The sequence below is a fragment of the Arthrobacter sp. StoSoilB5 genome (genome assembly GCF_019977235.1).
Taxonomy (GTDB): Bacteria; Actinomycetota; Actinomycetes; order Actinomycetales; family Micrococcaceae; genus Arthrobacter.
Genome location: NZ_AP024646.1, coordinates 1,075,757 through 1,099,758 on the forward strand (window position 1 = coordinate 1,075,757; position 24,002 = coordinate 1,099,758).

Annotated in this window: 17 protein-coding genes; 14 read left to right on the forward strand and 3 right to left on the reverse strand. The window is 61.4% G+C overall.

Annotation, left to right across the window (positions count from 1 at the left end):
* The first annotated feature begins 33 nt into the window (after positions 1 to 33).
* The 7 genes from LDN75_RS05055 (at position 34) to LDN75_RS05085 (ending at position 8,874) form a co-directional block, all read left to right on the forward strand.
* Positions 34 to 933 carry a LysR family transcriptional regulator gene (locus LDN75_RS05055; protein ID WP_223936071.1) on the forward strand — a complete coding sequence of 300 codons (900 nt, stop codon included), beginning with the start codon at positions 34 to 36 and terminating at the stop codon, positions 931 to 933.
* Between the two features lie 86 nt (positions 934 to 1,019).
* Complete coding sequence (locus tag LDN75_RS05060; RefSeq protein WP_223936072.1) at positions 1,020 to 1,502, forward strand: MarR family transcriptional regulator; 483 nt, start codon at positions 1,020 to 1,022, stop codon at positions 1,500 to 1,502.
* A gap of 9 nt (positions 1,503 to 1,511) precedes the next feature.
* Positions 1,512 to 3,569 carry an MFS transporter gene (locus tag LDN75_RS05065; RefSeq protein WP_223936073.1) on the forward strand — a complete coding sequence of 686 codons (2,058 nt, stop codon included), beginning with the start codon at positions 1,512 to 1,514 and terminating at the stop codon, positions 3,567 to 3,569.
* Positions 3,570 to 3,800: 231 nt separating this feature from the next.
* Positions 3,801 to 5,534 (forward strand): ABC transporter ATP-binding protein, encoded by a 1,734-nt coding sequence (locus tag LDN75_RS05070; RefSeq protein ID WP_223936074.1) that lies wholly within the window; start codon positions 3,801 to 3,803, stop codon positions 5,532 to 5,534.
* Positions 5,531 to 7,606, forward strand: coding sequence for an ABC transporter ATP-binding protein (locus LDN75_RS05075; protein ID WP_275959804.1), 2,076 nt, complete (start codon positions 5,531 to 5,533; stop codon positions 7,604 to 7,606). Before LDN75_RS05070 ends, LDN75_RS05075 begins: the two co-directional genes overlap by 4 nt.
* 74 nt (positions 7,607 to 7,680) lie before the next feature.
* Complete coding sequence (locus tag LDN75_RS05080; protein WP_223937488.1) at positions 7,681 to 8,097, forward strand: thioesterase family protein; 417 nt, start codon at positions 7,681 to 7,683, stop codon at positions 8,095 to 8,097.
* A 9-nt stretch (positions 8,098 to 8,106) separates the two neighbouring features.
* Complete coding sequence (locus tag LDN75_RS05085; RefSeq protein ID WP_223936075.1) at positions 8,107 to 8,874, forward strand: copper homeostasis protein CutC; 768 nt, start codon at positions 8,107 to 8,109, stop codon at positions 8,872 to 8,874.
* 15 nt (positions 8,875 to 8,889) lie between these two features.
* Here the strand turns inward: LDN75_RS05085 and LDN75_RS05090 are convergent, their stop codons facing one another.
* From LDN75_RS05090 to LDN75_RS05100, 3 genes are all read right to left on the reverse strand, one after another.
* Positions 8,890 to 11,478 (reverse strand): glycoside hydrolase family 32 protein, encoded by a 2,589-nt coding sequence (locus LDN75_RS05090; RefSeq protein ID WP_223936076.1) that lies wholly within the window; start codon positions 11,476 to 11,478, stop codon positions 8,890 to 8,892.
* A gap of 94 nt (positions 11,479 to 11,572) precedes the next feature.
* Positions 11,573 to 12,778 carry a NosD domain-containing protein gene (locus tag LDN75_RS05095; RefSeq protein WP_223936077.1) on the reverse strand — a complete coding sequence of 402 codons (1,206 nt, stop codon included), beginning with the start codon at positions 12,776 to 12,778 and terminating at the stop codon, positions 11,573 to 11,575.
* A gap of 176 nt (positions 12,779 to 12,954) precedes the next feature.
* A complete protein-coding gene (locus LDN75_RS05100) occupies positions 12,955 to 13,137 on the reverse strand; it encodes a hypothetical protein (RefSeq protein WP_223936078.1) in 183 nt (60 codons plus the stop codon).
* A 387-nt stretch (positions 13,138 to 13,524) separates the two neighbouring features.
* Here LDN75_RS05100 and LDN75_RS05105 point away from each other — a divergent pair, with 387 nt between their 5' ends.
* From LDN75_RS05105 to LDN75_RS05135, 7 genes are all read left to right on the forward strand, one after another.
* Positions 13,525 to 14,805 (forward strand): sugar ABC transporter substrate-binding protein, encoded by a 1,281-nt coding sequence (locus LDN75_RS05105; protein WP_223936079.1) that lies wholly within the window; start codon positions 13,525 to 13,527, stop codon positions 14,803 to 14,805.
* A 70-nt stretch (positions 14,806 to 14,875) separates the two neighbouring features.
* The gene (locus tag LDN75_RS05110) at positions 14,876 to 15,763 is read left to right on the forward strand and encodes a sugar ABC transporter permease (RefSeq protein WP_223936080.1); all 888 of its coding nucleotides are present in this window, start codon (positions 14,876 to 14,878) and stop codon (positions 15,761 to 15,763) included.
* A complete protein-coding gene (locus tag LDN75_RS05115; protein ID WP_223936081.1) occupies positions 15,763 to 16,716 on the forward strand; it encodes a carbohydrate ABC transporter permease in 954 nt (317 codons plus the stop codon). Before LDN75_RS05110 ends, LDN75_RS05115 begins: the two co-directional genes overlap by 1 nt.
* 44 nt (positions 16,717 to 16,760) lie before the next feature.
* A complete protein-coding gene (locus LDN75_RS05120; RefSeq protein WP_223936082.1) occupies positions 16,761 to 18,146 on the forward strand; it encodes a right-handed parallel beta-helix repeat-containing protein in 1,386 nt (461 codons plus the stop codon).
* 15 nt (positions 18,147 to 18,161) lie between these two features.
* The gene (locus LDN75_RS05125; RefSeq protein WP_223936083.1) at positions 18,162 to 19,214 is read left to right on the forward strand and encodes a LacI family DNA-binding transcriptional regulator; all 1,053 of its coding nucleotides are present in this window, start codon (positions 18,162 to 18,164) and stop codon (positions 19,212 to 19,214) included.
* Positions 19,211 to 20,758, forward strand: a complete 1,548-nt coding sequence (locus LDN75_RS05130; RefSeq protein WP_223936084.1) for a glycoside hydrolase family 32 protein — start codon at positions 19,211 to 19,213, stop codon at positions 20,756 to 20,758. Before LDN75_RS05125 ends, LDN75_RS05130 begins: the two co-directional genes overlap by 4 nt.
* Before the next feature lie 147 nt (positions 20,759 to 20,905).
* Positions 20,906 to 24,001: a glycoside hydrolase domain-containing protein gene (locus tag LDN75_RS05135; protein ID WP_223936085.1), complete on the forward strand. Its 3,096-nt coding sequence runs from the start codon at positions 20,906 to 20,908 to the stop codon at positions 23,999 to 24,001.
* The last annotated feature ends 1 nt before the right edge of the window (position 24,002 follow it).

The window sequence follows — 24,002 nt, forward strand, 5'->3', positions numbered from 1 at the left end:
CAATCAATTCAAAGAAGTTCATAAGGAGAATTGATGACCGAGTTCACGCTGCGCCAACTCGAGTATTTTGTGGCGGTGCTCGATCACGGCTCCCTGACTAAGGCTGCGAGCGAAAGCAATATCTCGCAGGCTGCTGCCTCCATGGCGATAGCTCAGTTGGAGAAAAGCCTCGGCCTGGACCTGCTCATTCGGACCCGGGCGAAAAGGGTGGAGCCCACGCTGGCGGGACTTGAACTTGGCGTCCGTGCCCGGCGAATCCTGAGGGAAACGGCGGATCTGCGGGCCGGTGCGCTCATGGGGTCCCACGAAGAGATGCGTGGCCGGGTGTCCATCGGCTGCATGGTGGCCATCTCTCCACGAGTGATACCGGAGCTCATCGGCTATTTCGCGGAGAAGTGGCCGGAGGTGGAGCTCGACTTTGTGGAGGGCGCCGCCGAGGACCTACAAAAGGCGGTCGGGGAGGGGGAACTGGACCTCGCCTTTGTTTACTCCCTGCAGGTGGTGCCGGGCGTCGACGTCGTCAAGATCGTGGAGTCACGGCCGCAGTTCATGGTGGCTGCAAGCCATCCCTTGGCGGCAAGGGCGTCGTTACGCTTCGCCGACCTTGCCAGTGAGGATGTCATCCTCTTCAACGTGCCGCCCAGCGCTGAACGCGTCACGGCCATGTTCCTGGCGGCCGGGATCGAACCTAAGGTTCGCTGGAAAAGCGTGGTAGCGCAAACCATTCGCGGAGTGGTGGCCAGTGGCAGGGCCATCTCCGTGACGCACGCGTGGCCGGGGGTGGCTCCGGTTTATGCAGATGCCAAAGTCGCCTTGGTGCCCATCGCGGACGATCTTCCGGAAAGTTGGCTTGTTGCCGCTGTTCCGCCGGGCATCAAGCGCCCCCGCCGGGTGGACGAGGTGATAGCGGCGGCGACTCAGCTGGCTCGATAGGTTCACCCCTTGCCTCTTCTTTAGTTTCCCAAAGCAATCAATCTGAGTTATAGTTGCTTTAGGCAAGCAAAAAAGGGGTGTTTTCCATGTCCGTCGGTTCTGCCACAGCAACCGATCTTGTGCATCAAATCTTCGATCTCCAGCGCACGCTGCGCTGTGTGGTGACCGCCCATATGGCCCGCGTTCCCGACGTCGGGATGGCGGTCCAAGGCGTCATGCGCTTTATCGGCGAGGGGGAGACCCGGGCCACCGCCCTGGCTGCCCGCCTGGGCGTCAGTGCGCCGGTCCTCAGCCGGCACATCGCCGAGCTCGAGGAAGTTGGCTTCGTCGCCAGACGGCCCGATCCGGCGGACGGCCGGGCCCAGCTCCTCGCTTTGACGGAGGAAGGCGCGGCGAAGCTGCGCGACTTCGAAGAACAACGCAGCGTGAGGCTGCGCGATTACCTGGCCGATTGGAGCGAGGCCGACGCCCTCGAGGCCTCCCAGGTCATCAACAAACTCACGGCGTCCCTCAAGGACTCCATCCGGGCAACGGCGGCCGGCTCCACTTCAACCACCCACACAGCTTAGGAGCCACGCATGGCCACACCAGTTCAGAACGCCGCAGCAGTGGACAGGACCGCATCCGGAAACCCAGCCCCGATGACCCACCGGCAAATCATGGAAGCCCTCACAGGCCTCCTCGCTGCTTTCTTTACGGCGATCCTCAGCAGCACCATTGTCGCCAACGCGCTGCCAACCATCATGTCCGAACTCAAAGGCACGCAAACCGATTTCGCCTGGGTCATCACCGCCGCGTTGCTGGCGAACGCTGCCACCACGCCCATCTGGGGCAAGCTCGCGGACCTCTTCGACAAGAAGCTCCTGGTCCAGCTGAGCATCATCATCTTCGTGGCGGGCTCCGTCATGGCGGGCCTGTCCGAGACGATCCCGCTGCTGCTCACCGCGCGCGTTATCCAGGGTGTTGCCATGGGTGGCCTCACCGCCCTGGCGCAGGCAATCATCGGCTCCATGATCCCGCCCCGCGACCGCGGCAAATACTCCGGCTACATGGGCGCCGTCATGGCCGTTGGAACCGCCGGCGGGCCGCTGCTGGGTGGCTTCATCGTTGACAGCCCACTCGGCTGGCGCTGGACGTTCTTCGTCTGCGTGCCGCTCGCCGTGATCGCGCTCATCCTGCTTCAGGTGACCCTGAAGATCCAGCACATCAAGCGCCCTGCCAAGATCGATTGGCTCGGCTCCATCCTGCTGACCTCCGGCGTAAGCCTGCTCCTGATCTGGGTTTCCTTTGCCGGCAACCCGAACTACTACGACTGGTTCTCCTGGCAGTCAGCCCTCATGGTGGGTGGTGGCGTAGCGCTGCTGGCCCTCCTGGTGCTGGTGGAAACCAAGGTCGCCCAGCCCATCATTCCGCTCAAGATCATCTCCGAGCGCACCACGGCATTGGCCATCATCGCCTCGATCGCGGTTGGCATCGCAATGTTCGGCTCGTCCACGTTTCTTGGCCAATACTTCCAGGTGGCCCGTGGAGCCACGCCCACCGAGGCCGGTCTGCTGACACTGCCGATGATCGCTGGCAACCTCATTGGTTCTGTGGCATCGGGCATCCTGATCAGCCGCTTTGGCAAATGGAAGCGGTTCCTGATCGCAGGTTCTGTGCTCCTGATCGGTGGCCTCGCTTTCGCCGGGACCATGGACCACACCACTGAACTGTGGATCGTGGCGATCTACACCGGGGTGTTCGGGCTTGGCTTGGGCATGCTCATGCAGAACCTGGTGCTGGCGGTGCAGAACACGGTTCAGGCCAAGGACATCGGAACCGCGAGTGCTTCCGTCGCGTTCTTCCGCTCGGTGGGTGGCGCAATCGGTGTCTCCGTCCTCGGTGCCATCATGTCCAACCATGTGAAGGACCTCGCTGTTCAGGGAATGGCTGCCGCGGGAATCCCGGTCCAGGGCGGCTCATCCGGAGCCAGCATGGACCTGGCCGACATGCCCGCCCCCATCGCTGAAATCATGCGCGCTGCCTATGGCGACGCCACGGCCCAGATCTTCCTGATCTCCGCCATCATCAGCGTGGTGGCGCTCCTGGCTGTGCTGTTCATCAAGGAACGCCCGCTACGGCGCACCGTTGACGCAGCGCCGGAGACCGAACTCGTGGCGACGGCGTCCGCAGATGCTGCCATGTCCTTGGATGCGGCCTCCCTGGATGCGGCGTCGTTGGATGCAGGAAAAACGGACGACGGCGGCAGCCGCTTGGGTGCCGATCGCTCCGTCCCCGGGGCCAGCCGCCAGGTTCCGCCCTCGGACTCCGGCTCCGATCTCGACCTTGAATTCGCACGGATTCTTACCCAGGAACGCCCGCACGCCACGGTTGACATTAAGGAAGTCCAGGAGCAATTGTCCCGTACCCAATACGTCCTGGCCGAACAGCAATTGCAGCTCAGCCGCGCCAATGTGGAACTGCAGGCACGATTGCGGGAGCAGCAAACCATCGCGGCGCAGCAGGCCAACACCGCAGAGGAACTCGCCGCGATCCGCAAGGAACTCAAGCGCGAACGCAGGCAGCAGGAGCGGATGGCGCTGCTGCTTCTCCAAGGCGTTGAAGCCCGTCCGGACCACGGCAAGCACGCGGGGTAGGTCAAGGAACAGCAAAGCGCCGGCTGGGAATCCAGCCGGCGCTTTGCTGTGCTCTGTTCTTGCCCCAGCGGGAGCATATCCGGCACGGGAAATACTCCGCTGGGATGATCTTTTCCCAAGGTTGTTTCGCCAAGGCAACGGATTTCGTAGAGTAGGGAGGCTAATACTGTCAGCCCCTGCTGCAAGACTTCTTTTACTTCATTCACGCACTCTTTCTAAGGACCCGTGGGCATGCTTGTCACCCTTATACGGCGCTACTCCAAGCCGTATTTGCCGCAGATAGTGGCCGTCCTCATATTCCAGTTGGCGTCCACCATTGCCACGCTCTACCTCCCAAGCCTCAACGCCAAAATCATTGACGAGGGAGTCTCCCGCGGCGATACCGACTTCATTTGGCGGACCGGCGCGCTCATGCTCGCCGTCGCACTCGGCCAGGTGCTTACCGCCGTCACGGCTGTGTACTTCGGTGCGCGGACAGCAATGGCGATCGGCCGGGACATCCGGCGCAGCGTCTACCGCCAAGTGAGCAGCTTTTCCGCCCAGGACGTGAACCGTTTTGGTGCTCCTACGCTGATCACGCGCGGCACCAATGATGTCCAGCAGGTTCAGATGCTGGTTCTGATGGGCCTGAACTTCATGGTCTCCACCCCCATCATGTGCGTGGGCGGCATCATCATGGCACTACGCGAGGACCTCAGCTTGTCCTGGCTGGTCTGGGTTTCCGTGCCCATCCTCGTGGCAGTCGTTGGCTACCTCGTGGTTCGCTTGATGCCGCTGTTTCGTTCAATGCAGGCCAAGATCGATGCCATCAATGGCGTGCTGCGCGAGCAAATCATTGGTATCCGGGTTGTTCGCGCTTTTGTGCGGGAGCCTTTCGAAGCCAAGCGTTTCGGTGATGCCAACCAGGAGCTCACCGCGGTCTCCGTGAAGATCGGCAATCTCTTTGTCCTGATGTTCCCCGCCATCGGCATGATCCTGCACCTCTCTACCGCGGCGGTGCTGTGGTTCGGCGGTCAGCGCGTGGATTCCGGCGACATGCAGGTGGGGTCCCTCACGGCTTTCCTTCAGTACCTCCTCCAGATCCTCATGGCAGTCATGATGGGTACCTTCATGGCCATGATGATTCCCCGCGCTTCCGTCTGTGCAGACCGTATTGGCGAGGTACTGGACGTGGAGCCTTCCATCCACAATCCGGCTTCCCCCGTGGTCCCGGCCCAAAAGAAGGGACACGTGGAGTTCCGCGATGTCACCTTCAAGTACCCCGGGGCCGAGGCGCCGGTGCTGAGCAATATTTCCTTCACAGCTGAGCCCGGCAAGACCCTCGCGATCATCGGGTCCACAGGCGCAGGAAAGACCACTCTCGTTTCCCTGCTGCCGCGGCTTTACGATGTCGCCTCAGGTGACGTCCTCCTCGACGGCGTTCCTGTCACCGAACTGGACGCATCGGAGATCACCAGCCGAGTCTCAGCCGTGCCGCAGAAACCGTATCTTTTCTCCGGGACCATCGAGCACAACCTCCGCTTTGGCAAGCCGGAGGCCACTGACGAGGAACTATGGGAGGCGCTGGAGACCGCGCAGGCCAAGGGTTTCGTTGAGGAGAAGTCGTCAGGCCTGAACCGGCGGATCGCCCAGGGTGGCACCAATGTGTCCGGGGGCCAGCGTCAGCGCCTTTCCATTGCAAGGGCCCTGGTGACCAAGCCGAATGTCTACCTGTTTGACGATTCCTTCTCCGCACTGGACGTCGCTACCGACGCCAGGCTCCGTAAGGCCTTGAAGGCCAAGACGCAGGACGCCACAGTGATCATCGTCGCGCAGCGGGTCTCGACCATTGCCGATGCGGACGAGATCCTGGTTTTGGATAACGGCCGGATCGTGGATCGCGGAACGCACGACGAACTGCTGGAAACCTCGCCTACGTACCAGGAAATTGTTGAATCCCAGCTGAGCGTAGAGGAAGTCGCATGAGCGAGCAGAACCAGCAGAAGAAGCGTGGCTGGGCTGCCAAGGCAGAGGCCGCGAAGAATGCCAAGGCCACGGCCGAAGATGAAGTGGCAACCGAGGCGCTTGACGACGACTTCGTAGAGGAGGAGTACGTCCCTTCGGAAGCCGATGGCGGCATGTTCGGCGATGTTCCGGCAAAGAAAGCGAAGGAGTTCTGGCCGTCGGCCAAGCGGCTCATGGGCTTGCTGAAGCCCGAGAGTGTTGGCGTCTACGTCGTAATCGGCCTTGTGGTGGTCTCGGTAGTCCTGAATGTGATTGCGCCCAAGGTTCTGGGCAGCGCAATGGACGTGATATTCGGCGGCGTCATGGGCAAGCAGCTCCCTCCCGGCGTCTCCCAGGAACAGTTCGTCGAGCTCATGCGCCAGCAAGGCCAAGAGAACTTTGCGGACATGGTCTCCAAGATGGAACTCACCAACGGGATCAATTTCCCCAAGCTGACGTTCCTCATTTCGATCGTGCTCCTGATGTACTTTGTGGCCAACATCTTCCTGTGGGCGCAAGGCTGGCTGCTCAACAGGATCGTCATGCGCGTCATCAAGCAGCTCCGCAATGACGTCCAGGCAAAGCTCAACAGGCTCCCGCTCAACTACTTCGACACGCGCCAGCGCGGCGACATCCTCTCCCGTGTGACCAACGACGTCGACAATGTCCAGCAGGGATTGCAGCAGGCGTTCGCACAGTTGGTCAGCTCGGTGCTTACCGTGCTGGGCATCACGGTGATGATGTTCATCGTGTCCTGGGAGCTGGCACTTATCGCACTGATAGCACTGCCACTTTCCGGTGTCATGGCCGGCGTCATTGGTGCAAGGAGCCAGAAGCTCTTTGCTGCACAGTGGAAGAACACCGGCTCGCTGAACGGCCAGATCGAGGAATCGTTCTCGGGGCATGACCTGGTCAAGGTGTTCGGCCGCGACGCCGACATGCTGGTGCGTTTCGATGAGCGCAACGAGGCCCTGTACAAGGCTTCGTTCGGTGCCCAGTTTGTTTCGGGTGTAATTTTCCCGGCAATGAACTTCGTGTCCTACCTGTCCTACGTCGGCATTGCGGTGGTGGGCGGCCTGCGGGTTGCCTCAGGTTCCATGAGCCTTGGCGACGCCACGGCCTTCATCCAGTACTCGCGTGAATTCACCCAGCCGCTCGGACAGATCGCGGGCATGGCCAACATGTTGCAGTCCGGTGTCGCCTCGGCCGAGCGAGTCTTCGAATTCCTTGACGCAGACGAAGAAGTTGAAGAGACCAGCACCCGCCACCTGCCGGCCAAGACAGATGGCCACGTGGAATTCGAGCATGTCTCGTTCAGCTATGTGGAGGACAAGCCCCTCATCGAAGACCTGTCCTTCAGCGCGGAGCCTGGCCACACAGTGGCCATCGTGGGGCCCACCGGTGCTGGAAAGACCACCTTGGTGAACCTGGTAATGCGCTTCTACGAGCTCAATGCCGGTCGAATCACTTTGGACGGCGTGGACATCAAGGATCTCAGCCGCTCCGAGCTGCGGTCCAAAGTGGGCATGGTGTTGCAGGATGCGTGGCTGTTCGGCGGGACCATCTACGACAACATCAAGTACGGCAACCTGGACGCCACCGAGGCACAAATCATGGAAGCGGCCAAGGCGACCTACGTGGACCGCTTCGTGCGGGCACTGCCGGATGGCTACCAAACGATCATCGACGAAGAAGGCAACAACGTCAGTGCCGGTGAGAAGCAGCTCATCACCATCGCACGTGCGTTTGTCTCCGATCCTTCGCTGTTGATCCTTGATGAAGCCACCAGCTCGGTGGACACCCGTACGGAATTGTTGCTGCAGAAGGCCATGGCCGCCCTCCGCACGGACCGGACCAGCTTTGTGATCGCCCACCGTCTGTCGACCATCCGCGACGCCGATACCATCCTGGTGATGGAGAACGGGCAGATCGTTGAGCAGGGCAACCACAACCAGTTGCTGGTGCTGCAAGGCGCTTACTACCGTCTCTACATGTCCCAGTTTGCCGGTGAGGAAGAGACGGCCGTGGATGATTCGACGGCGGTGCACAGCTGAGCGTGGATTCCCTGAAGACTGCGGTTCAAGCCCAGGATTCCGTGGCACCCCAGCGCATCGAGGTACTTGTACCTATGCGCTGGGGTGACATGGATGCATATGGGCATATCAACAATGTGCAGATCGTGCGCATGCTGGAGGAAGCCCGAATCGCGGCTTTCGGACCCCCACGGGGTGCCGGCCTTCCGGGCGTGGAACCGCCGGCAGCCCTGTTCAATGATGTCGAAGAGGGCACCATGACCTTGGTTGTGGAGCACAAAGTCCGGTACGTCCGGACTTTGGAATACCGCAATATTCCGGCGGTTGTGCAGATTTGGGTCGGCGCCATCAAGGGGGCCAGCTTTGATCTTCACTACGTCATCAAGGACCCCGTCACAAAAGAAGACTGTGTCAAGGCAACTACGCACCTGGCATTCGTGGCAGAAGCTACCGGCAGGGTCCTCAGGCTCACACCGGACCAGAAGGAAAAGTTGGAGCGTTACCGCGCGTAGAGTTTCACCATGAAACTTGAAATCGCCGTGGTGAGCGCGGCGGGTGCCGGTACCGCAGCATCCGAAGGTGCCGACCGGATTGAGCTCTGCAGCAGCCTGGAACTTGGGGGCATCACGCCAAGCCAGGGACTGATGGAAGCCAGCGTTGAACACGTCGCGGGACGCCTGCAGATCCACCCATTGATACGATGCCGCCCCGGCGATTTCCACTACTCCGCCTCGGATGTGGACACCATGGTGCACGAAGTACGCCATCTGCTGGCTCAGGGCGCCCACGGCGTAGTGGTGGGCGCCCTGACCGCAGAGGGCGACGTCGATGTTCACGCGATACGACGCCTGCTGGATTCTGCCCGGCAGGCCAGCCCGGAAGCGCAGTTGACCTTCCATCGCGCGATCGATCAATCACGGGACCCCATGGCCACCCTTGACGAATTGCTGGAACTCGGCTTCACCCGGGTACTCACGTCAGGCCATGAGCCCACCGCAGGTGAAGGCCTTGCCACACTTTCCGAGATGGTGGAGCGGGCCGGGGGAGCCATCGAAATCATGGCCGGAGGCGGACTTACGCTTGGCGACATCCCGGCGATGCACGCTGCCGGCCTGTCTGCCGTTCATTTGTCCGCCAAGAGAACCGTCTCAACGCTGGGGGAGCGGACCATATCCCTTGGCGCGCAGGATGATGCCGACCCCACGGCGTATACCGTCACCGACAGGGACACGGTCCGGATGCTCAGGGCGGAGATCAATGCGCTGGAACTCGGTGCTCCTCCGGAATAGCTTCCACTGCCGAGGTCAGCCTCCCCACATGGCCTGGTTCAACGGAGTTACCCTCAGGCTTTCCAGCCGTGCGGTTCCTCCTTCGGAGAAAACCGAGATGTTGGTGGCACCAGCGGCTGGAAAGACCTGGTCTGTGATGGTCGTCAGGCCGTCCTGGGCGAAGAGCTCCACGGATGCACGGTCCACGTAAAGGCGCAGGCGGAGCCGGCCATTCATCAACTCGACCCGCGGATCCTCCACTGAACTGAAGGCTGGATGGAATCCCTCGTTGCCGGAGTTGGTCCTGTCGATGGAGAGCCGTTTAGTGGCCGGAGCATAGCCGATCCGGGTGGCTTCGGTTCCGTTGCCAAGGACTTTCAGGCCAAACGCCGCCGCGGTCCCCGGTGAGAACTCGGCGTCAACCTGCACCACGTCACCTGTGATGGGAAGCGTGGTTGTTCCCGGCGCGATGTCCTGGGCCGACGCCGTGTACGCCGCTGCGGTGTTCTTCAATGCATCGGCCTGGGACACCACCTGCTGCCGCAGCCGCGGGCCCATGGACGTCTGGGTAAGAACGACTTCGCGGGGTAATGCCATGGTCCCGCGCCATGTCGTGGAGGGAGTGTCCTGGCCGTAGTCCCAATTGTTCATCCATCCCAGCATGATGCGCTTGCCGTCGGGAGCATTGTTGAAGGACACCGTCGCGTAGTAGTCCCTGCCCCAGTCCAGCCAATCGTGCTGTTCCAGATGGGAGGCATACGAGGAAACGAACTCGTCGGCCAGGATGTGTCCCCAGCCGCCGCGGTTGTTGTCCACGATTTTGATGGTGGCCTGGCTGCCCTTGTAGGCGCTGACGTCCCAGGCTTTCCAGTCCAGATGTTCGGAGTCGTTACCGGTGGCGGTGCGGACTGTCTGCCCATTGACCACAAGGTTCACTGTGGTTTCAGAGCTCCTGGGCTTCGCCTGCTCCGAGCCCAGCACCATGTGGTCAAGTGTCAGATGGCCCCAGGGCCCCGTTGCGTTATCAACAACTCGGATGCGGGCGATCTGGCCGTACCAAGGGGAAACGTCCCAATTCTGCCAGTTCAGGTCCCCTGAATTCGTGCCGGTTGCCGTGCGCACCGGCACGCCGCCAACCAGCAGCTCAACCTGGAGTTCCCCGCCAGTGCGGCTGCCGCCGCCCAATAGGAATCCGATGTTGGTGTTGGTCAGGTAAAACTCGGGAGACGTGATGGTACCAACGTTGTTGTCCTGGTACGGGCCGCCTTCGAAGGTGTTGATCCGTTTCCCGATGGCGAATTCACCGCCCGACGTCGAGGGGTTCAGGGCCGCCTGGAAGTCCCCGGTGAGTTGCCAGCCGGCTTGGGTCAGCGTTCCGGAATAGTCGAAGCCGTCGAACAGCAGATAGCCCGGAGGGGGCTGGTTTCCCGATTGCTGGCCGGATTCCTGCGGGTGCTTTCCGCCGCCTGCGAGGAAGTTGAGGTAGTCCTTGTCCAGAGTGAAAGGTGCTGATTCCATGGTGCCAACGGGAGCATCTCCGCCGTTGAAGCCGTTAACCAGCCCGGCTCCGATGTTGCCGGTAACCGCCATTTGTCCTGGGAGAGTCCCGGATGCGGGAACGCTTCCCCAAGGCCCGGAACTGTTTGACGGATCGTTCTGGACGTTCCAGCCGCTGTAGTTGCCGCCGTTGAATCCCGCAAGGACGTTTCCGGGTGGAAGTTGGCTGGCGGGATCGATATTTTCGGCGGTGAATGAAGTGCCGTTGAAGGTTCCAACGAAATACTGTCCGCCGCTGCCCCCTGCCACCGCTCCAGGGTTGATGTTCACGCTGAGGACCCACTTGACGTTATTTGGGTCTCCGTCGACGGCGAGGGGGAAAAGGTCAGGGCATTCCCACTGCCCTCCGGTCGCATTTGCCGGACCGAAGTCGTCCAAGTAATTCCATTGCTTCAAGTCGTTGCTCTTATAGAAGAGGACGCGGTGCTCGTCAGCTTCAACAGCCGCCATCACCCAGTAGTCCGGACCGGTCGGGGCGTCGTACCAAAAGACCTTGGGGTCGCGGAAGCTGGAGGTGTTCCTGCTGAGGACCGGGTTGTTCCCGTACTTGGTCCAAGTCTGCCCGTCGTCGGTACTGAACGCCAGCGACTGTGCCTGTTTACCGGCCTGGGTGGGGTGGGCCGCTGTGTAATTGCTCGTGTAGATGGCCACCAACGGCGGATTTTGGAGAGTCCCGAGTCCGCTGGTGTTCTGGGTGTCCACCACTACTGAGCCGGAGAAGATTTCCTCGATGACCTGGCCGGATCCGTTGAATCCCCGCGGAATGGCGAGTGGCTGTTCCTCCCAATGGATCAGGTCGGTGGAGGAAGCGTGGCCCCAGCTCATGTCCCCCCATCGTGTTCCGTTGGGGTTGTACTGGTAATACATGTGGTATTTCCCGTTGTGGAAGACCAGCCCGTTGGGATCGTTCATCCAGTTCGCTTCGGGCGTGTAGTGCAGGTACGGCCGGTATTGCTGGGTGGCCGGGTCCGGGTCGGTGGCCTGGGCGGTGGTAGCAACTGCGGATGAGGCAGCGGTGAGTGCCACGGCTACCCCAATCGACATTAAGGCTTTGGGGCGTCTTGTCATCGTTGACAGACCTTTCGTCAAGGACTTGCGTTGCGGATGACGACGGCGGACCCGCCCTGGGGCGACGTCCGCCGTCGTAATTCATGGTGTGCCGTTACGGCGTGGCCCTGAACGCGTAGTTGGACGCGTACCTCACCACCTGGTTGCTATCGCCGCTATCGAGCACCTTGGAGCCCGAGGTTGAAGCATCCAGGACTACGGTGTGCACTGCGATGGCTGAGACGGTGTTGTTGGTGGCGATGTAGTTGTTGTTTCCGGAAGCCACCAGGATGATGGTGGGCGTCTGCCCGGACGGCGTGACCGATCCCGATGCGACGTCGTAGCTGAAATGGTTTCCAACAACGGTGTTGTTGCTGCCCGCTATGTGCACCAGTCCGAAGAGATCGTCCAAACCGTTGTTGTACGGTTTGAGGGGATCGAATGGTTCCATCTGGCGCAGGAAGTGATTGGCCCCAACGAGATTTTCCGTGCAGCTTCCTTCAAAATTCACCATGCCGGGGTAGAAGGCATGGAAACGGTTGGACGTTATGGAGGACCGCGTGCAGTTCTTGAAATGCACGCTGCTCTTGCCCCTGGGGAAGACGTTGTTGCCCGTGACTAGCAAGCCCATGTGTCCCTCGGCGAAAATCGAGAATCCCACGTAGCCGGCGCCAATGAGGTTGTCGGTCACTTTTGAGGCCTGGCCCGATCCTGTCAGTTCCACGCATGATCCACATTCAGCAAGGAAGTTGCTGCTGACGCTTAAGGCGTCCGTATCCCTCACCACAAGCCCATGCTCGAGGTAGACCATTCCCATGCGTTCCACACGGCAGGAATCGTTGGCAGAATCGAAGCGGATGCCTGTTTTGCCGTTGGTGTAATCGTTCTCGTTGGAGCCGAACGAGACGCCGTCAAGGCAGAAGTTCTCGAACACCACTGAGCTGAGCCGTGGATCGCCGGTGCGGTAGACCCGGAAGGCGTCCGTGTTCCCGTCTGTGTTTTCCACCCTGACGCGGCTGGCGCCGGGGTTGATCTCGTGCCAGCCCGAGGTGTTGCCGGCGTTGTAGCGGATGCTCAACGAGGTGAAGCCATGTCCCGATCCACGGATGGTCAGGAAGCTGATGTCCACATTGACGCGGGTCTTGAGGGAGTAGTCTCCCGGGGGTATATAGATAACGGCACCTGGCTTGGACGCCTGGCTGGTCTGCTGGCTCTTGATGTCGGCGATGATGCTGTTGATGATGAGCCCGATGTCGTTGTACGGGGTAGCGGACGGATTCCCTGGCACGCTCCAGGTGGTGACGTCATAGACGGTGGTCAAAGCTGGTTCTCCTCACATCGTTGGGGGACTGAACTGTGTTGCTTCTCTTCAAGTGCGTCCGGAACCGCCGGCGCCGTGCTCTGCATGCTCGCTCGTGCCTCGCTTAGACGCATGCTGCCGCACGCCTCCGGCGGTTGTGGGTGGTTCTACAGACGGGTGCTCTATGGACGGTTGCTTTACAGGACGCCGATCAAGTGCCGGTGCCCCTGCGGCTGGGGACCGGCGTCGGGCGTTGCGGCCACCTGTCCAGGTGCTGCAGTGGCACTGCCACCGGCTGCCGCCACAGTGAAGGCGACCGCCGCCGACGCCGTGAGGGCGCGGAGCACACTCCGGCGGCTGATGTCCGGGATGGGTTTCATACGTTCTCCTTTGAATGGGGGTCCCCAACCAGGCCGCAATGGCGGCGGATGGGAAAGGGCCTGACTAAGGGTGGAAATCGGCGGACGGGATGCACTGTCAGCCGGAAGAGCAGGCCTCAGCCGCAAAATCAGCCGTGAGCCAGAAACAGGCACAGCGGGGTGCCAAAAGCTGCGACATCAGCCAAAATATGCCAAAACGGTTTATCTGCCTGCGACGATGACTTTAGGGCTGGGCCGCCCGGTACGTCAAGGCCCAAAAACATCCACAATGTGACGCTTGACATACTCGGGAAATCGGGCCTATGGTGTTGCCAAGTCGTTTTGGCAAAACGATTCTTCACCCCGCACACAATCTTTCAATCCCGTTCCAAGAGAAAGTCGACAGCGATGTCCACTCGAAAGACCATCTCCAGGCTCGTCACACTCGGCGGCCTCTGCACTGCCGTCGCACTCGCAGCTACCGGTTGCGGTGCCGGGGGCCCCGCACCGACATCCGGTAGCGGTTCCAGCACAGTCAACGTCCTGGTGGAAGCCGGCGGCCACGCCGAGCTCACAGGCGTTGCCCAGCAGTGCAAGAAAGACACCGGCCTCGACGTCAACTTCGTCGAATTGCCCTATGACGGCATGTTCAACCGGCTCTCCAGCGAGTTCTCCTCCGGCAACGTTTCCTTCGACGTCGCGGCATTGGACTCCGTGTGGCTCCCCAGCTTCAAGGATGCAGTCCAGCCAATCGATGAACTGTTCACCGATGAAGCCAAGAAAGACATTTTCCCCGCCCTCGTCAAGGAAGCCAACGTTGACGGCCACTTCATCGGTATGCCTGCCTGGACCAACGCAGAGATCATCCTGTACCGCAAGGACCTCTTCGAGGACGCCAAGAACAAGGCAGATTTCAAGGCAAAGTACGGCTATGAACTGGCAGCTCCCACTACGTGGAAGCAGTACCAGGACATCTCCGAGTTCTTCACCAAGGACGGCATGTACGGCACGGACGTGAAGGGCGCCGTAGAAACAGAATGGCTTGCCCACGTCCTGCAGGCCGGCTCGCCGATGGTCCTTGACGCGAACAACAACGTGGTGATCGACAACGCTGCGCACAAGGAAGCACTCGACTTCTACGTCAGCCTCACCAAGTCCGCCCCTCCGGGCGCTGCACAGGTTGACTGGGCAGCGGCTCAGAACCTGTTCAACCAGGGCAAGACCGCCATGACCCGCTTCTGGGCCCACGCTTACCGGCAGATCCCCAAGGACTCTCCCGTGGCAGGCAAGGTGGGAGCTGCAGCAATGATTGGCGGCAGCGCCGGCGTCGCGGGTGTTCCTGGCCCGTGGTACCTGTCCGTGCCCAAGGCGACCAAGAACGCTGATGCCGCCAAGAAGTTCATCAAGTGCGCGTACGACCACAACAGCATGGGTGTGGAATCCAGCCTCGGCCTCGCCTCGCGCATCTCAGCGTTTGAGAAGTACCAAAACCAGCCAGGCTACGAGAGCTTCAAGCCGCTGATCGAAACGCTGAACGGCAAGGCAACCGCAACACGTCCGGCAACAGCCAAGTGGCAGCAGATTGTGGACACCGTGCTGGTGCCTCTCCTGCAGAAGGCAGTGGCAGGCGGCGATTCTGCCACCCTCCTGGCTGACGCCAAGAAGCAGATCCAGGACCTCCTCAAGTAAAGACTCCGCGGCCGGCACCAGCCGACTCAGCCGGTGCCGGCCGCGGCCCCAACAAACAGAAGAGAAAATCGTGCGTATCTCCGATCGCCGCTTCGCCCTATACCTGATGACCCCAGCGGCGCTGTTCCTGGCCGTGTTTGTGGCTTACCCGCTGTTCCGCCTCGTCGCAGACAGCTTCTTCAAGATCTCGCCCATCGCGGGCGGTCCCCGTGACTTCGTCGGTTTCCAAAACTATGCGGCCGCGTTCGCCTCCGAAGCCTTCATGGGTGCCGGCTGGCGGACCCTCGCTTACACCGTGGTGGTGGTAACGCTCGAGTTCGCGCTCGGACTTGGGATGGCCCTCCTGTTCACCACGCTGGGACGCAAGTCCCAGATTTGGCGAACGGTCTTCCTTTACCCGCTGATGATTGCGCCGATCGTGGCCGGCCTGCTCTGGAAGTTCCTGATGATCGATAACTTCGGCCTCATCGGGACCATCCTGCACCAAGCGGGCATCCTCTCCAACCCCAACCAGATCGGCTGGCTCTCGGACCCGAACATCGTGCTGTTCTCGGTGGCTGTCCCGGATATCTGGCTCACGACGTCCTTCATGTGCCTGGTCTTGTTCGCCGGTCTCCAAAACATTCCCGGCGACCTCATCGAGGCAGCACGCCTGGACGGCGCCAAGGCACCGGCGCTCCTGTTCCAGATCATCCTTCCGCTCCTACGCCCGGTGATCGCCGTGGCACTGGTGGTCCGCGGAATCGATGCCGCCAGGGCCTTTGACACCATCCTCATCCAAACCAACGGCGGCCCCCAGTCGGCATCCGAAACCATGAGCCTGCTGATCTACCGGACCATGATCCGCTTCGGCGATCCCGGCCTGGCCAGCGCCATGGGCACCATCTACCTGCTGGCGATGCTCGCCGTCGCATTCTTCGCGGTGGCCACCATCTGGCGGCCAGGAAAGGACAACTGATGCGCGTCGCCGAACGAACAAAGCCCGACGGCGGGAAGGCGCCTGCCATGACTGCCAGGAGTTCCGCTTCAACGCCCACGCATGGTGCCCCGCGCAAGCGCCGCGGCGTCAACCGCGAAGGCCTGGAGGCCGGTCGCCGCAGCACAAGGACCATCCTGTGGATCCTGCTGGCCGCAGCCATGGTGCTGTACGGCTTCCCGTTCCTGTACCTGCTGTTTACCTCCTTCAAGACCCCCATCGATACCATCGCGGTTCCACCCACCATCCTCCCCAAGGAATGGACGCTTGAGAATTACGTGAACGCCTTGGGCCGCAGCGGTGTGCTGGCTTCATTCATCAACAGCATCCAGACCGCCATCATCAGCACCCTGCTGTCCTTGGTGCTGGCTGTCCCGGCGGCGTATGGCATCACGCGCTACAAGACTCCGAGCGGCCGGGTGTTCATCATGGCCGCACTGGTCACCCGCATGGTGCCTCCGGTAGCTATCGGCATTCCGCTGGCATCCATGATGGCTTCGGCAGGTTTGGCGGACACGCCGATCGCACTGTCCATTGCCCACACCACCATTTCGCTGCCGTTGTCCATCTGGTTGATGTCCAGCTTCTTTGAGGCTGTTCCCCGCGACTTGGAAGAGGCGGCAACCGTGGATGGCTGCAGCAGGCTGGGTGCGCTCTGGCGGGTGGTCATCCCGGTGGTTTCCGGAGGCATCGCCGTGACCGCGATCTTTGCTTTCCTGGCCTCCTGGAACGAGTTCCTCTTTGCGCTCCTCATGACCGCCATCCGCTCCCAGACCACTCCGGTGGTGATCGCGAACTTCCAGACCCAATTCGGCCTGGACTGGGGATCCATGACGGCGCTTGCCGCCGTGTACTCGATCCCGGTCATCCTTCTCACCCTTCTCTTGCAGCGCAAGATCGTCGCAGGCATGACGCTCGGCGCCGTCAAAGGCTGAGGCCGTCAAGGGCTGGGAAACCACAACACAAAAGGGCAGAAGCTATGTCAAGCAACAACTACTACGACGTGACCACGTGGCCGGTCGGCAATCCGACCGAGGACGTCGGTGAAGTCATTAACAGCATCATCGCTGACGTCAAGGAGCGGCAGACGGCCACGGATGCGAACGATGGCGGAAAGCCGGGAGCGGTGATCTACATTCCGCCGGGGGACTACCACCTCCGGACGCAGGTGGTGATCGACGTCAGTTTCCTCAGGATCCAAGGCTCTGGCCATGGCTTTACGTCCTCAAGCATCCGTTTCAACGTTCCCGAAGACGAATGGCCCGACTTGCATGAGCTGTGGCCGGGAGGGAGCCGCATTATCGTCGACCTTCCCGTCGGCGGGGACGGGGAGGAATCCAAGGGAGCCGCCTTCTACATCGAGCGAAATGGGAGCCCGCGGATCAGTTCGGTGGAGTTCTCCAACTTCTGCATCGACGGATTGCACTTCACCCCGGACGGCTCGGGGCTGCCAGCGGAAAACAGCTACGTCAACGGCAAGACCGGTATCTATGTGGCGAGCGCGAATGACTCATTCCGCGTAACCGGCATGGGGTTCATCTACCTTGAGAACGCCCTCACCATCCACAACGCGGATGCCCTCTCCATTCACGATAACTTCATCGCTGAATGCGGAAGCTGCATTGGGCTGCGCGGCTGGGGACAGGCATCAAAGATCACTGACAACTTGATCGGAGCAGGCTTCAAGGGTCACTCGATCTACGCCGAGAACCATGGCGGGCTCCTGATCACCGCGAACAACGTCTTTCCCCGTGGTGCCAGCAGCATCCACCTCAAAGGCGTCACCCGTTCAAGCGTCACCAACAACCGTTTGCATTCGTTCTACCCCGGGATGGTGGTTCTTGCAGCAAACAGTTCCGAGAACCTCGTGGCCACCAATCACTTCCTGCGTGACCATGAGCCCTGGACACCCTTCCTGGGAGTCGATAACGGGCTGGACGATCTTTACGGGCTTCTCTGTGTGAGCGGGAGCAACAACTCTGTGGTGGGCAACCACTTCTCCGAGGTCATCGACGCACAGAGCGTCCGTCCCGCAGGAGCGACGCCGGTCATCATCCGGTTGCTGGAGGGGGCTGGGAACTTCGTTTCCAACAACCACGTGGTGGCGTTGGACGTCCACGCCACGTCCAGTGACTCCTGCTTCTCGGCGCAGGTGGACGCGCTGCTGACCACGGGGGCTTCTGATGGACTCGCAGTTACCGCCGTCCTGGTCGAGCCCGAATCAGCCCGGAATACGATCCTCGATTCCGGAAGCGAGGCCCAAGTCATCGCTGATAGGGCTGTTAACGCCTTGAGGGCCACGCCCACGGTCGGTTTCCAGGCGGCACATGTTAGTTCGAGCGCAGGATCAGCACCAACATCATGAGGACGTGGGGGACCAATGACCAATAGATCAGTGGGTATCAAGGATGTGGCGGCCGCGGCCGGGGTTTCGGTCACCACCGTATCCCATGTCCTCAACGACGTCGCCTACGCCCGGGTGGGCGCAAGAACGAGGGAACGGGTCCAGGAGGCCGCCCATCGCCTGGGATACGGCCCGAACCGGCTTGCCCAGGCCTTGAGGACCCAACGTTCGGGGATGATCGGGTTCATCAGCGAGGAAATCGCTACTACGCCGCACGCAGGCAGGATCATCCTGGGTTCCGAGGAAACTGCCAAGCGTCGGGGCTACAACATCATGATCATCAACTCCACCAGCACCAGCTCCCAGGATTCCAAGGAAAGCCAGGTGGCGGACCTGCTGGACCGGCAGGTGGACGGCATCCTGTACGCCACGATGTACCACCGGAGGCTTGTTGTCCCCAAGAACCTTGCCGGACTGCCGGCCGTCCTGGTGGACTCCGAAGACATCAGCCATACTGTTTCCTCAGTCATCCCCGACGAAGTGGGCGGCGCAAGGTCGGCCGTGCAGACCCTGATCGATGCCGGGCACACGCGGATCGGCATGCTCAACAACACCGACGACGTTCCCGCGACCCACTCCCGGCTGAGGGCTTTCAAGGAAACGCTGGCAGATGCCGGGCTGACGTTCCACGAAGAACTGGTCCAATCCGAGCATTCGGAAATGCCCGGTGGCTACCAGGCGGCACTGCGCCTGCTGAAACCCGAGAGCCGGCCCACGGCTGTGTTCTGCTACAACGACCGCATGGCCATGGGTGCGTACCGGGCCGCTGCGGAACTTGGCCTGAGGATTCCGGACGACATTTCCTTGGTCGGTTTCGACAACCAGGAACTCATCGCTGAAAACCTTTACCCCGCACTGACAACCGTCGCGTTGCCGCATTACGAAATGGGCGCCTGGGCAACGGAAAACCTGATTGATGCCATCGAAGGGAAAACCGACCTGCAGTTGTTCGCCACCCACCCCACCGTTCTTCCTTGCCCCATGGTTCTTCGCGATTCCGTCGCCTCCCTCCCGAAAGACCTCCGATGACTGAAACAACAACGCACCGTTCCGGCCCCGACGAAGAGGCCGCCTCCGCGATGCGCCCGATACTTCACTACACGGCCAAGGACACCTGGCTGAACGACCCCAACGGACTCGTGTGGTACCAAGGCCTGTACCATCTCTTCTACCAAAACAACCCCTTCGACAACGTCTGGGGCAACATGTCCTGGGGGCATGCCACCTCATCTGACCTCCTGCACTGGACCGAGCAGCCGGTTGCCATCGCCTGCGACGAGCAAGAAGACGTGTTTTCCGGGAGCATCGTGGTGGACCACGGAAATACATCGGGATTCGGCACAACGGAAGATCCGGCTTTGGTGGCCATCTACACGAGCGCCTTCAAGGAAGGCACGGCATACCAGGGGACACAGGCCCAGTCCCTCGCGTTCTCCACGGATGCCGGCATGACATGGAGCAAATATGCGGGCAACCCCGTGCTTGCCCGCGGTTCGGCCCATTTCCGTGATCCAAAGGTGTTCCGCTACGAGGGATCGGCCGGTTCCTGCTGGATCATGGTTGCCGTTGAGGCCCAGCATCAGCAGGTTGTCCTATACCGCTCGGACAACCTCAAGGATTGGGAATACCTAAGTACTTTTGGCCCTGCAAACTCGTCCGAAGGCGAATGGGAATGCCCTGATCTGTTCCCGCTCCCCGTCGACGGGGATCCGGACAACGTGAAGTGGGTCATGGTGGTTAATGTCAATCCTGGCTCCGTGGCCGGTGGCTCGGGCGGGCAATACTTCGTCGGTCACTTCGATGGGGCGCAGTTCACTGCCGATCGTGATTCGCTCGTTTCACCGGCCGCCGACGGGACCACGGATCTCAGGCGGTGCCTGTGGCTCGATTGGGGACGCGACTACTATGCCGCAGTCTCCTTCAGCAACGCCCCGGAGAACCGCCGCATCATGATTGGCTGGATGAACAACTGGGACTATGCCAACTCCTTGCCCACGTCTCCGTGGCGCTCGGGAATGTCGCTTGCCCGCGAGGTGGAACTCGCGACTGTGGACGGTTTACCGCGCCTGGTGCAGCGCCCGGTGCTGCCGCTGGACTCCGGGGAACCGGCCAGGGTTCTTCAGGATGTGGAACTTCACGATTCCGGGGTGCAGCTGCCCGACGCCATGGACGGATCAGCCCAGCTGATAGAGGCAGAGATCCTGCCAGGCACGGCTCGGACGGTTGCGTTCAGGCTTCTCGCCGCCTCGGACGGGAGCGCCGCGACGGTTCTCAGCTTTGATGCCGTCACGAGCCAGCTCACCTTGGATCGTCGCAACTCGGGAAACACAAGCTTCCACGAAAAGTTCGCGTCGGCAGAGTCGGCACCGGTGAAGCTCGACGACGGGGTGCTGAGGCTTCGCGTCATCGTGGACCAATCGGTGGAGGCCTTCGCCCAAGGCGGCAGCGTTGTCCTAAGCGATCTTGTCTTTCCCCTGTCCGGAAGCCTGGGCACCGAACTGCGCGCGGAAGGCGGCACGGCCATGCTGCGGAAACTGGTTGTGCGGAACCTGGAGGTCACCGACGTGCACTAACGACGCGGTCCCCGGGGCATGTGCTCTTTTCGAATGGCAGTGATCGCGCATCGCAATGACCCTTTACAGGGGCAGCCCAGCAGCCAATGATTGAAGGATTCACCACATCGGTGAAAAGCCCCCAAGCTACCTTCAGGAGCCCCAGCGATGCCGCTGCCCCAGCCGGTTTCTCCGGCTATCACCTCACCTCCAACCACCCCTCTCAGCAGCCCATCCACTCCAGGCCACCCGGAGGTGGACTGTGGCATCGGCACCTGGGACAAACTGCTCTATGGGAACCACCGGTTCGTCGTGGAAGTTCTCCATGGAAGTGCGCGCAATGCACAGCGCGTGTTCATACCTTGGCGGCGCCAGGACGCGGATCCGGCAGCCGTGGAGGTCATCGTGGTCTCCGCTTCATCCGGAAACAGGGTCCGGAACGTCATAGTCGAAGAGGCCACCAAGGAGTTTGGCAGCATCGTCTTCGAAGCAATCGACGGCCAAGGAATCTACTACGTCTATTACTTGCCGTACGCGATGCTGGGCAAAGCCCACTATCCACAGGCGGAGTACCTCCCGCATCGGCCCGCCGCGGAACCCGGGTGGGCCGCCGGCGTCGTGGGCTCGTTGGGGGCGGCAACCGTCCAAACAGGGAACAAGGGAGACGCGCTGCCTGCCGCCAGGGTGCTTCGGTATGAAGCCGCCAGTGAGCGGGACTCGTTCGCACCAATGAACTTCACTGCCCGTAAGGATGAGCTGGAGGCGCTGCACGCCAGGCATGCCGGGACGGCCTTCCTTCTCTTTCCTGAAGACCGGCTGAACCCAATTTCCATGCGGGAGGCAATCCCGGCGCACTGGTCCATCGATGGTCCGTCCCCTACTTTCCGCGGCAGCGCACAACCGGGCGAGGACTATGTGGTGCAGCTTGGCATGTACGCCCTGGATGACCTGGGTGGCATCACTGTGGGCGTGCAAGCGCCGGCGGGCGGCCACTGCATCAACACCAGCGGCCTGGATCGCCTCGGCCAACCGTTGCGAAAGGCCCTGCAAGTTCCCGCAGGCAAAGTGCAGGCGCTGTTCGTGATCCTGCCCATTCCGGCGGAAGCCGCTGGCAGCACCTTCGCCGCCACCATCACCGTCACAGCGACTGGTGCGCAGGCCCAGACAGTGGACGTGGTACTGGACGTCGAGCCCAACGAATCGGCGGATCCAGACATCCTCACTGGCGGCTTTGGCGATCCACGGTACCTGAGGCGACTCGCTTGGCTCGATTCGGCGATGGCCCAGGATACGGAACTCGTGGCGCCCTTCACTGCGGTGACCCTGGATGAAGCCACCCGGACCTTGGGCATCCTCGGCAGGGAGCTGAAACTGGCGCCTTCAGGGCTTCCGGAGCAGGTGACGTCCACGTTCACGGCGGACGTCACCGCAACTGATGGTCCCGGCGTCGATGTTCTCGTGACCCCAACAACCCTGGAAGTGGATGGAATCGACTGGGAGTATTCGCTGCTGGAATTCTTGGTGGAAGGTCCGGCACGCATTTCGTGGCGGTGCACGTGGAACGGTTACCGGGGCCTGAATCGCGGGAGGGCTGCAGTATCGCTGGAGCTTTACGGCGTTCTCGACGCCGATGGGGCGGTTTCGTACTCCCTGCGGCTGGCGCCAAAGGAGGCCTTTGACGTGTCCGACGTCGGGTTGCAGCTTATGTTCCATGAGGCGGCGGTTCCGTTCGCCATGGGTTTGGGCGTTCCGGGTGGGCGCCGACCGGAGTCCCTGGACTGGGCGTGGGAGGTGGCGACGAAGAACCAGGACGCACTCTGGCTCGGAGGCGTGAACGCTGGAATCCAGCTGGCGCTGAGGGACGCCAACTACCAACGGCCCCTCAACACGAACTTCTACCGGGAAAAGCCTCTCGTGGAGCCGGTGTCCTGGGCCAACCGGGACTGGGCCAACGGGCAAGGGGGGAGCGGGAACGGAAGCGAGGTTCGGGGCAGAGTCACACTGCGTACTGTGGGGCACAAAGTCTGCCTTCGTGCCTCGAGTGGCGCCCGGATGTTAAGTCCAGGGGAAGACCTCGACTTCAACTTCCGGCTGTTGCTGACCCCTTTCAAGCCGATCGAACCCGGGGAACATCTGGCCAAGCGATACTTTCACGCGCCGGCCGAGCCGGAAGCCATCAAAGAGTCCGGAGCCACAGTGGTCAATGTGCACCATGCCACCTCCCCGGCACCGTACATCAACGACCCCCTGCTCACCGCGAACGCCCTGCGGGACTACGTGGCCGCCTGTCATCGGAACGGCTTGAAAGCCAAGGTCTACAACACGGTCCGTGAACTCACGTTCCATAGCCCCGAACTCCTGCCGCTGTTGCAGCTGGATCACGAAGTCTTCAGCGACGGTCCAGGCGCAGGACACATGTGGCTGCAGGAACATGCCGGGGACGGATATGTCTCGGCGTGGTTCGCTCCGAATGTGGATGACATCGCCGTGGTGACCACGGGCGGCTCAAGGTGGGAAAACTTCTACGTGCGCAGCCTGGCGGAACTATCCAAGGGCGACGACGGAATCGACGGAATCTACCTGGACGACATCGCCTTTGACCGCCATGCGATGCTGCGTGTCCGGAAGGTCCTTGAACGGGCGTGCCGATCCAGGGGGCTGGAAGGCCCTGAAATCGACCTCCACTCTGCCAACCAGTTCACCGCACATGACGGATACGCATCCTCGGCCAATCTGTACATGGAGCAGTTGCCGTATGTGGATCGGCTCTGGCTGGGGGAGTACTTCGACTACAACACCACCGATCCCTACTACTGGCTGGTGGAATTGTCCGGCATTCCGTTTGGCCTCATGGGCGAGATGCTCCAGGACGGCGGAAATCCGTGGCGCGGCATGGTGTTCGGCATGACGGGCAGGGCACCGGCCGTGGACAATGGACCGCTCTGGAAATTCTGGGCGGAGAACGGGCTGGAACGTGGACGGATGGTGGGGCATTGGGATCCAGATGCTCCGGTGCACACCAGCCACCCCGGCATCCTGGCTACTACGTGGTTCACGGAGAGGGGCATAGTCATAGCGCTGGCCTCCTGGGCCGAGGAGACTGTGGCTGTGACCTTGAATTTCCGTGCTGGAGAAACCTACCCCGCCGATAGCAACATGGAAGCGCCCGCTATCCAAGGCTTCCAATCCGCCATGAGCTACAAGCCAGGCGACCACATCACCGTTGCGCCGCAACGTGGCGCGCTCCTCACGATCGGATACTGAC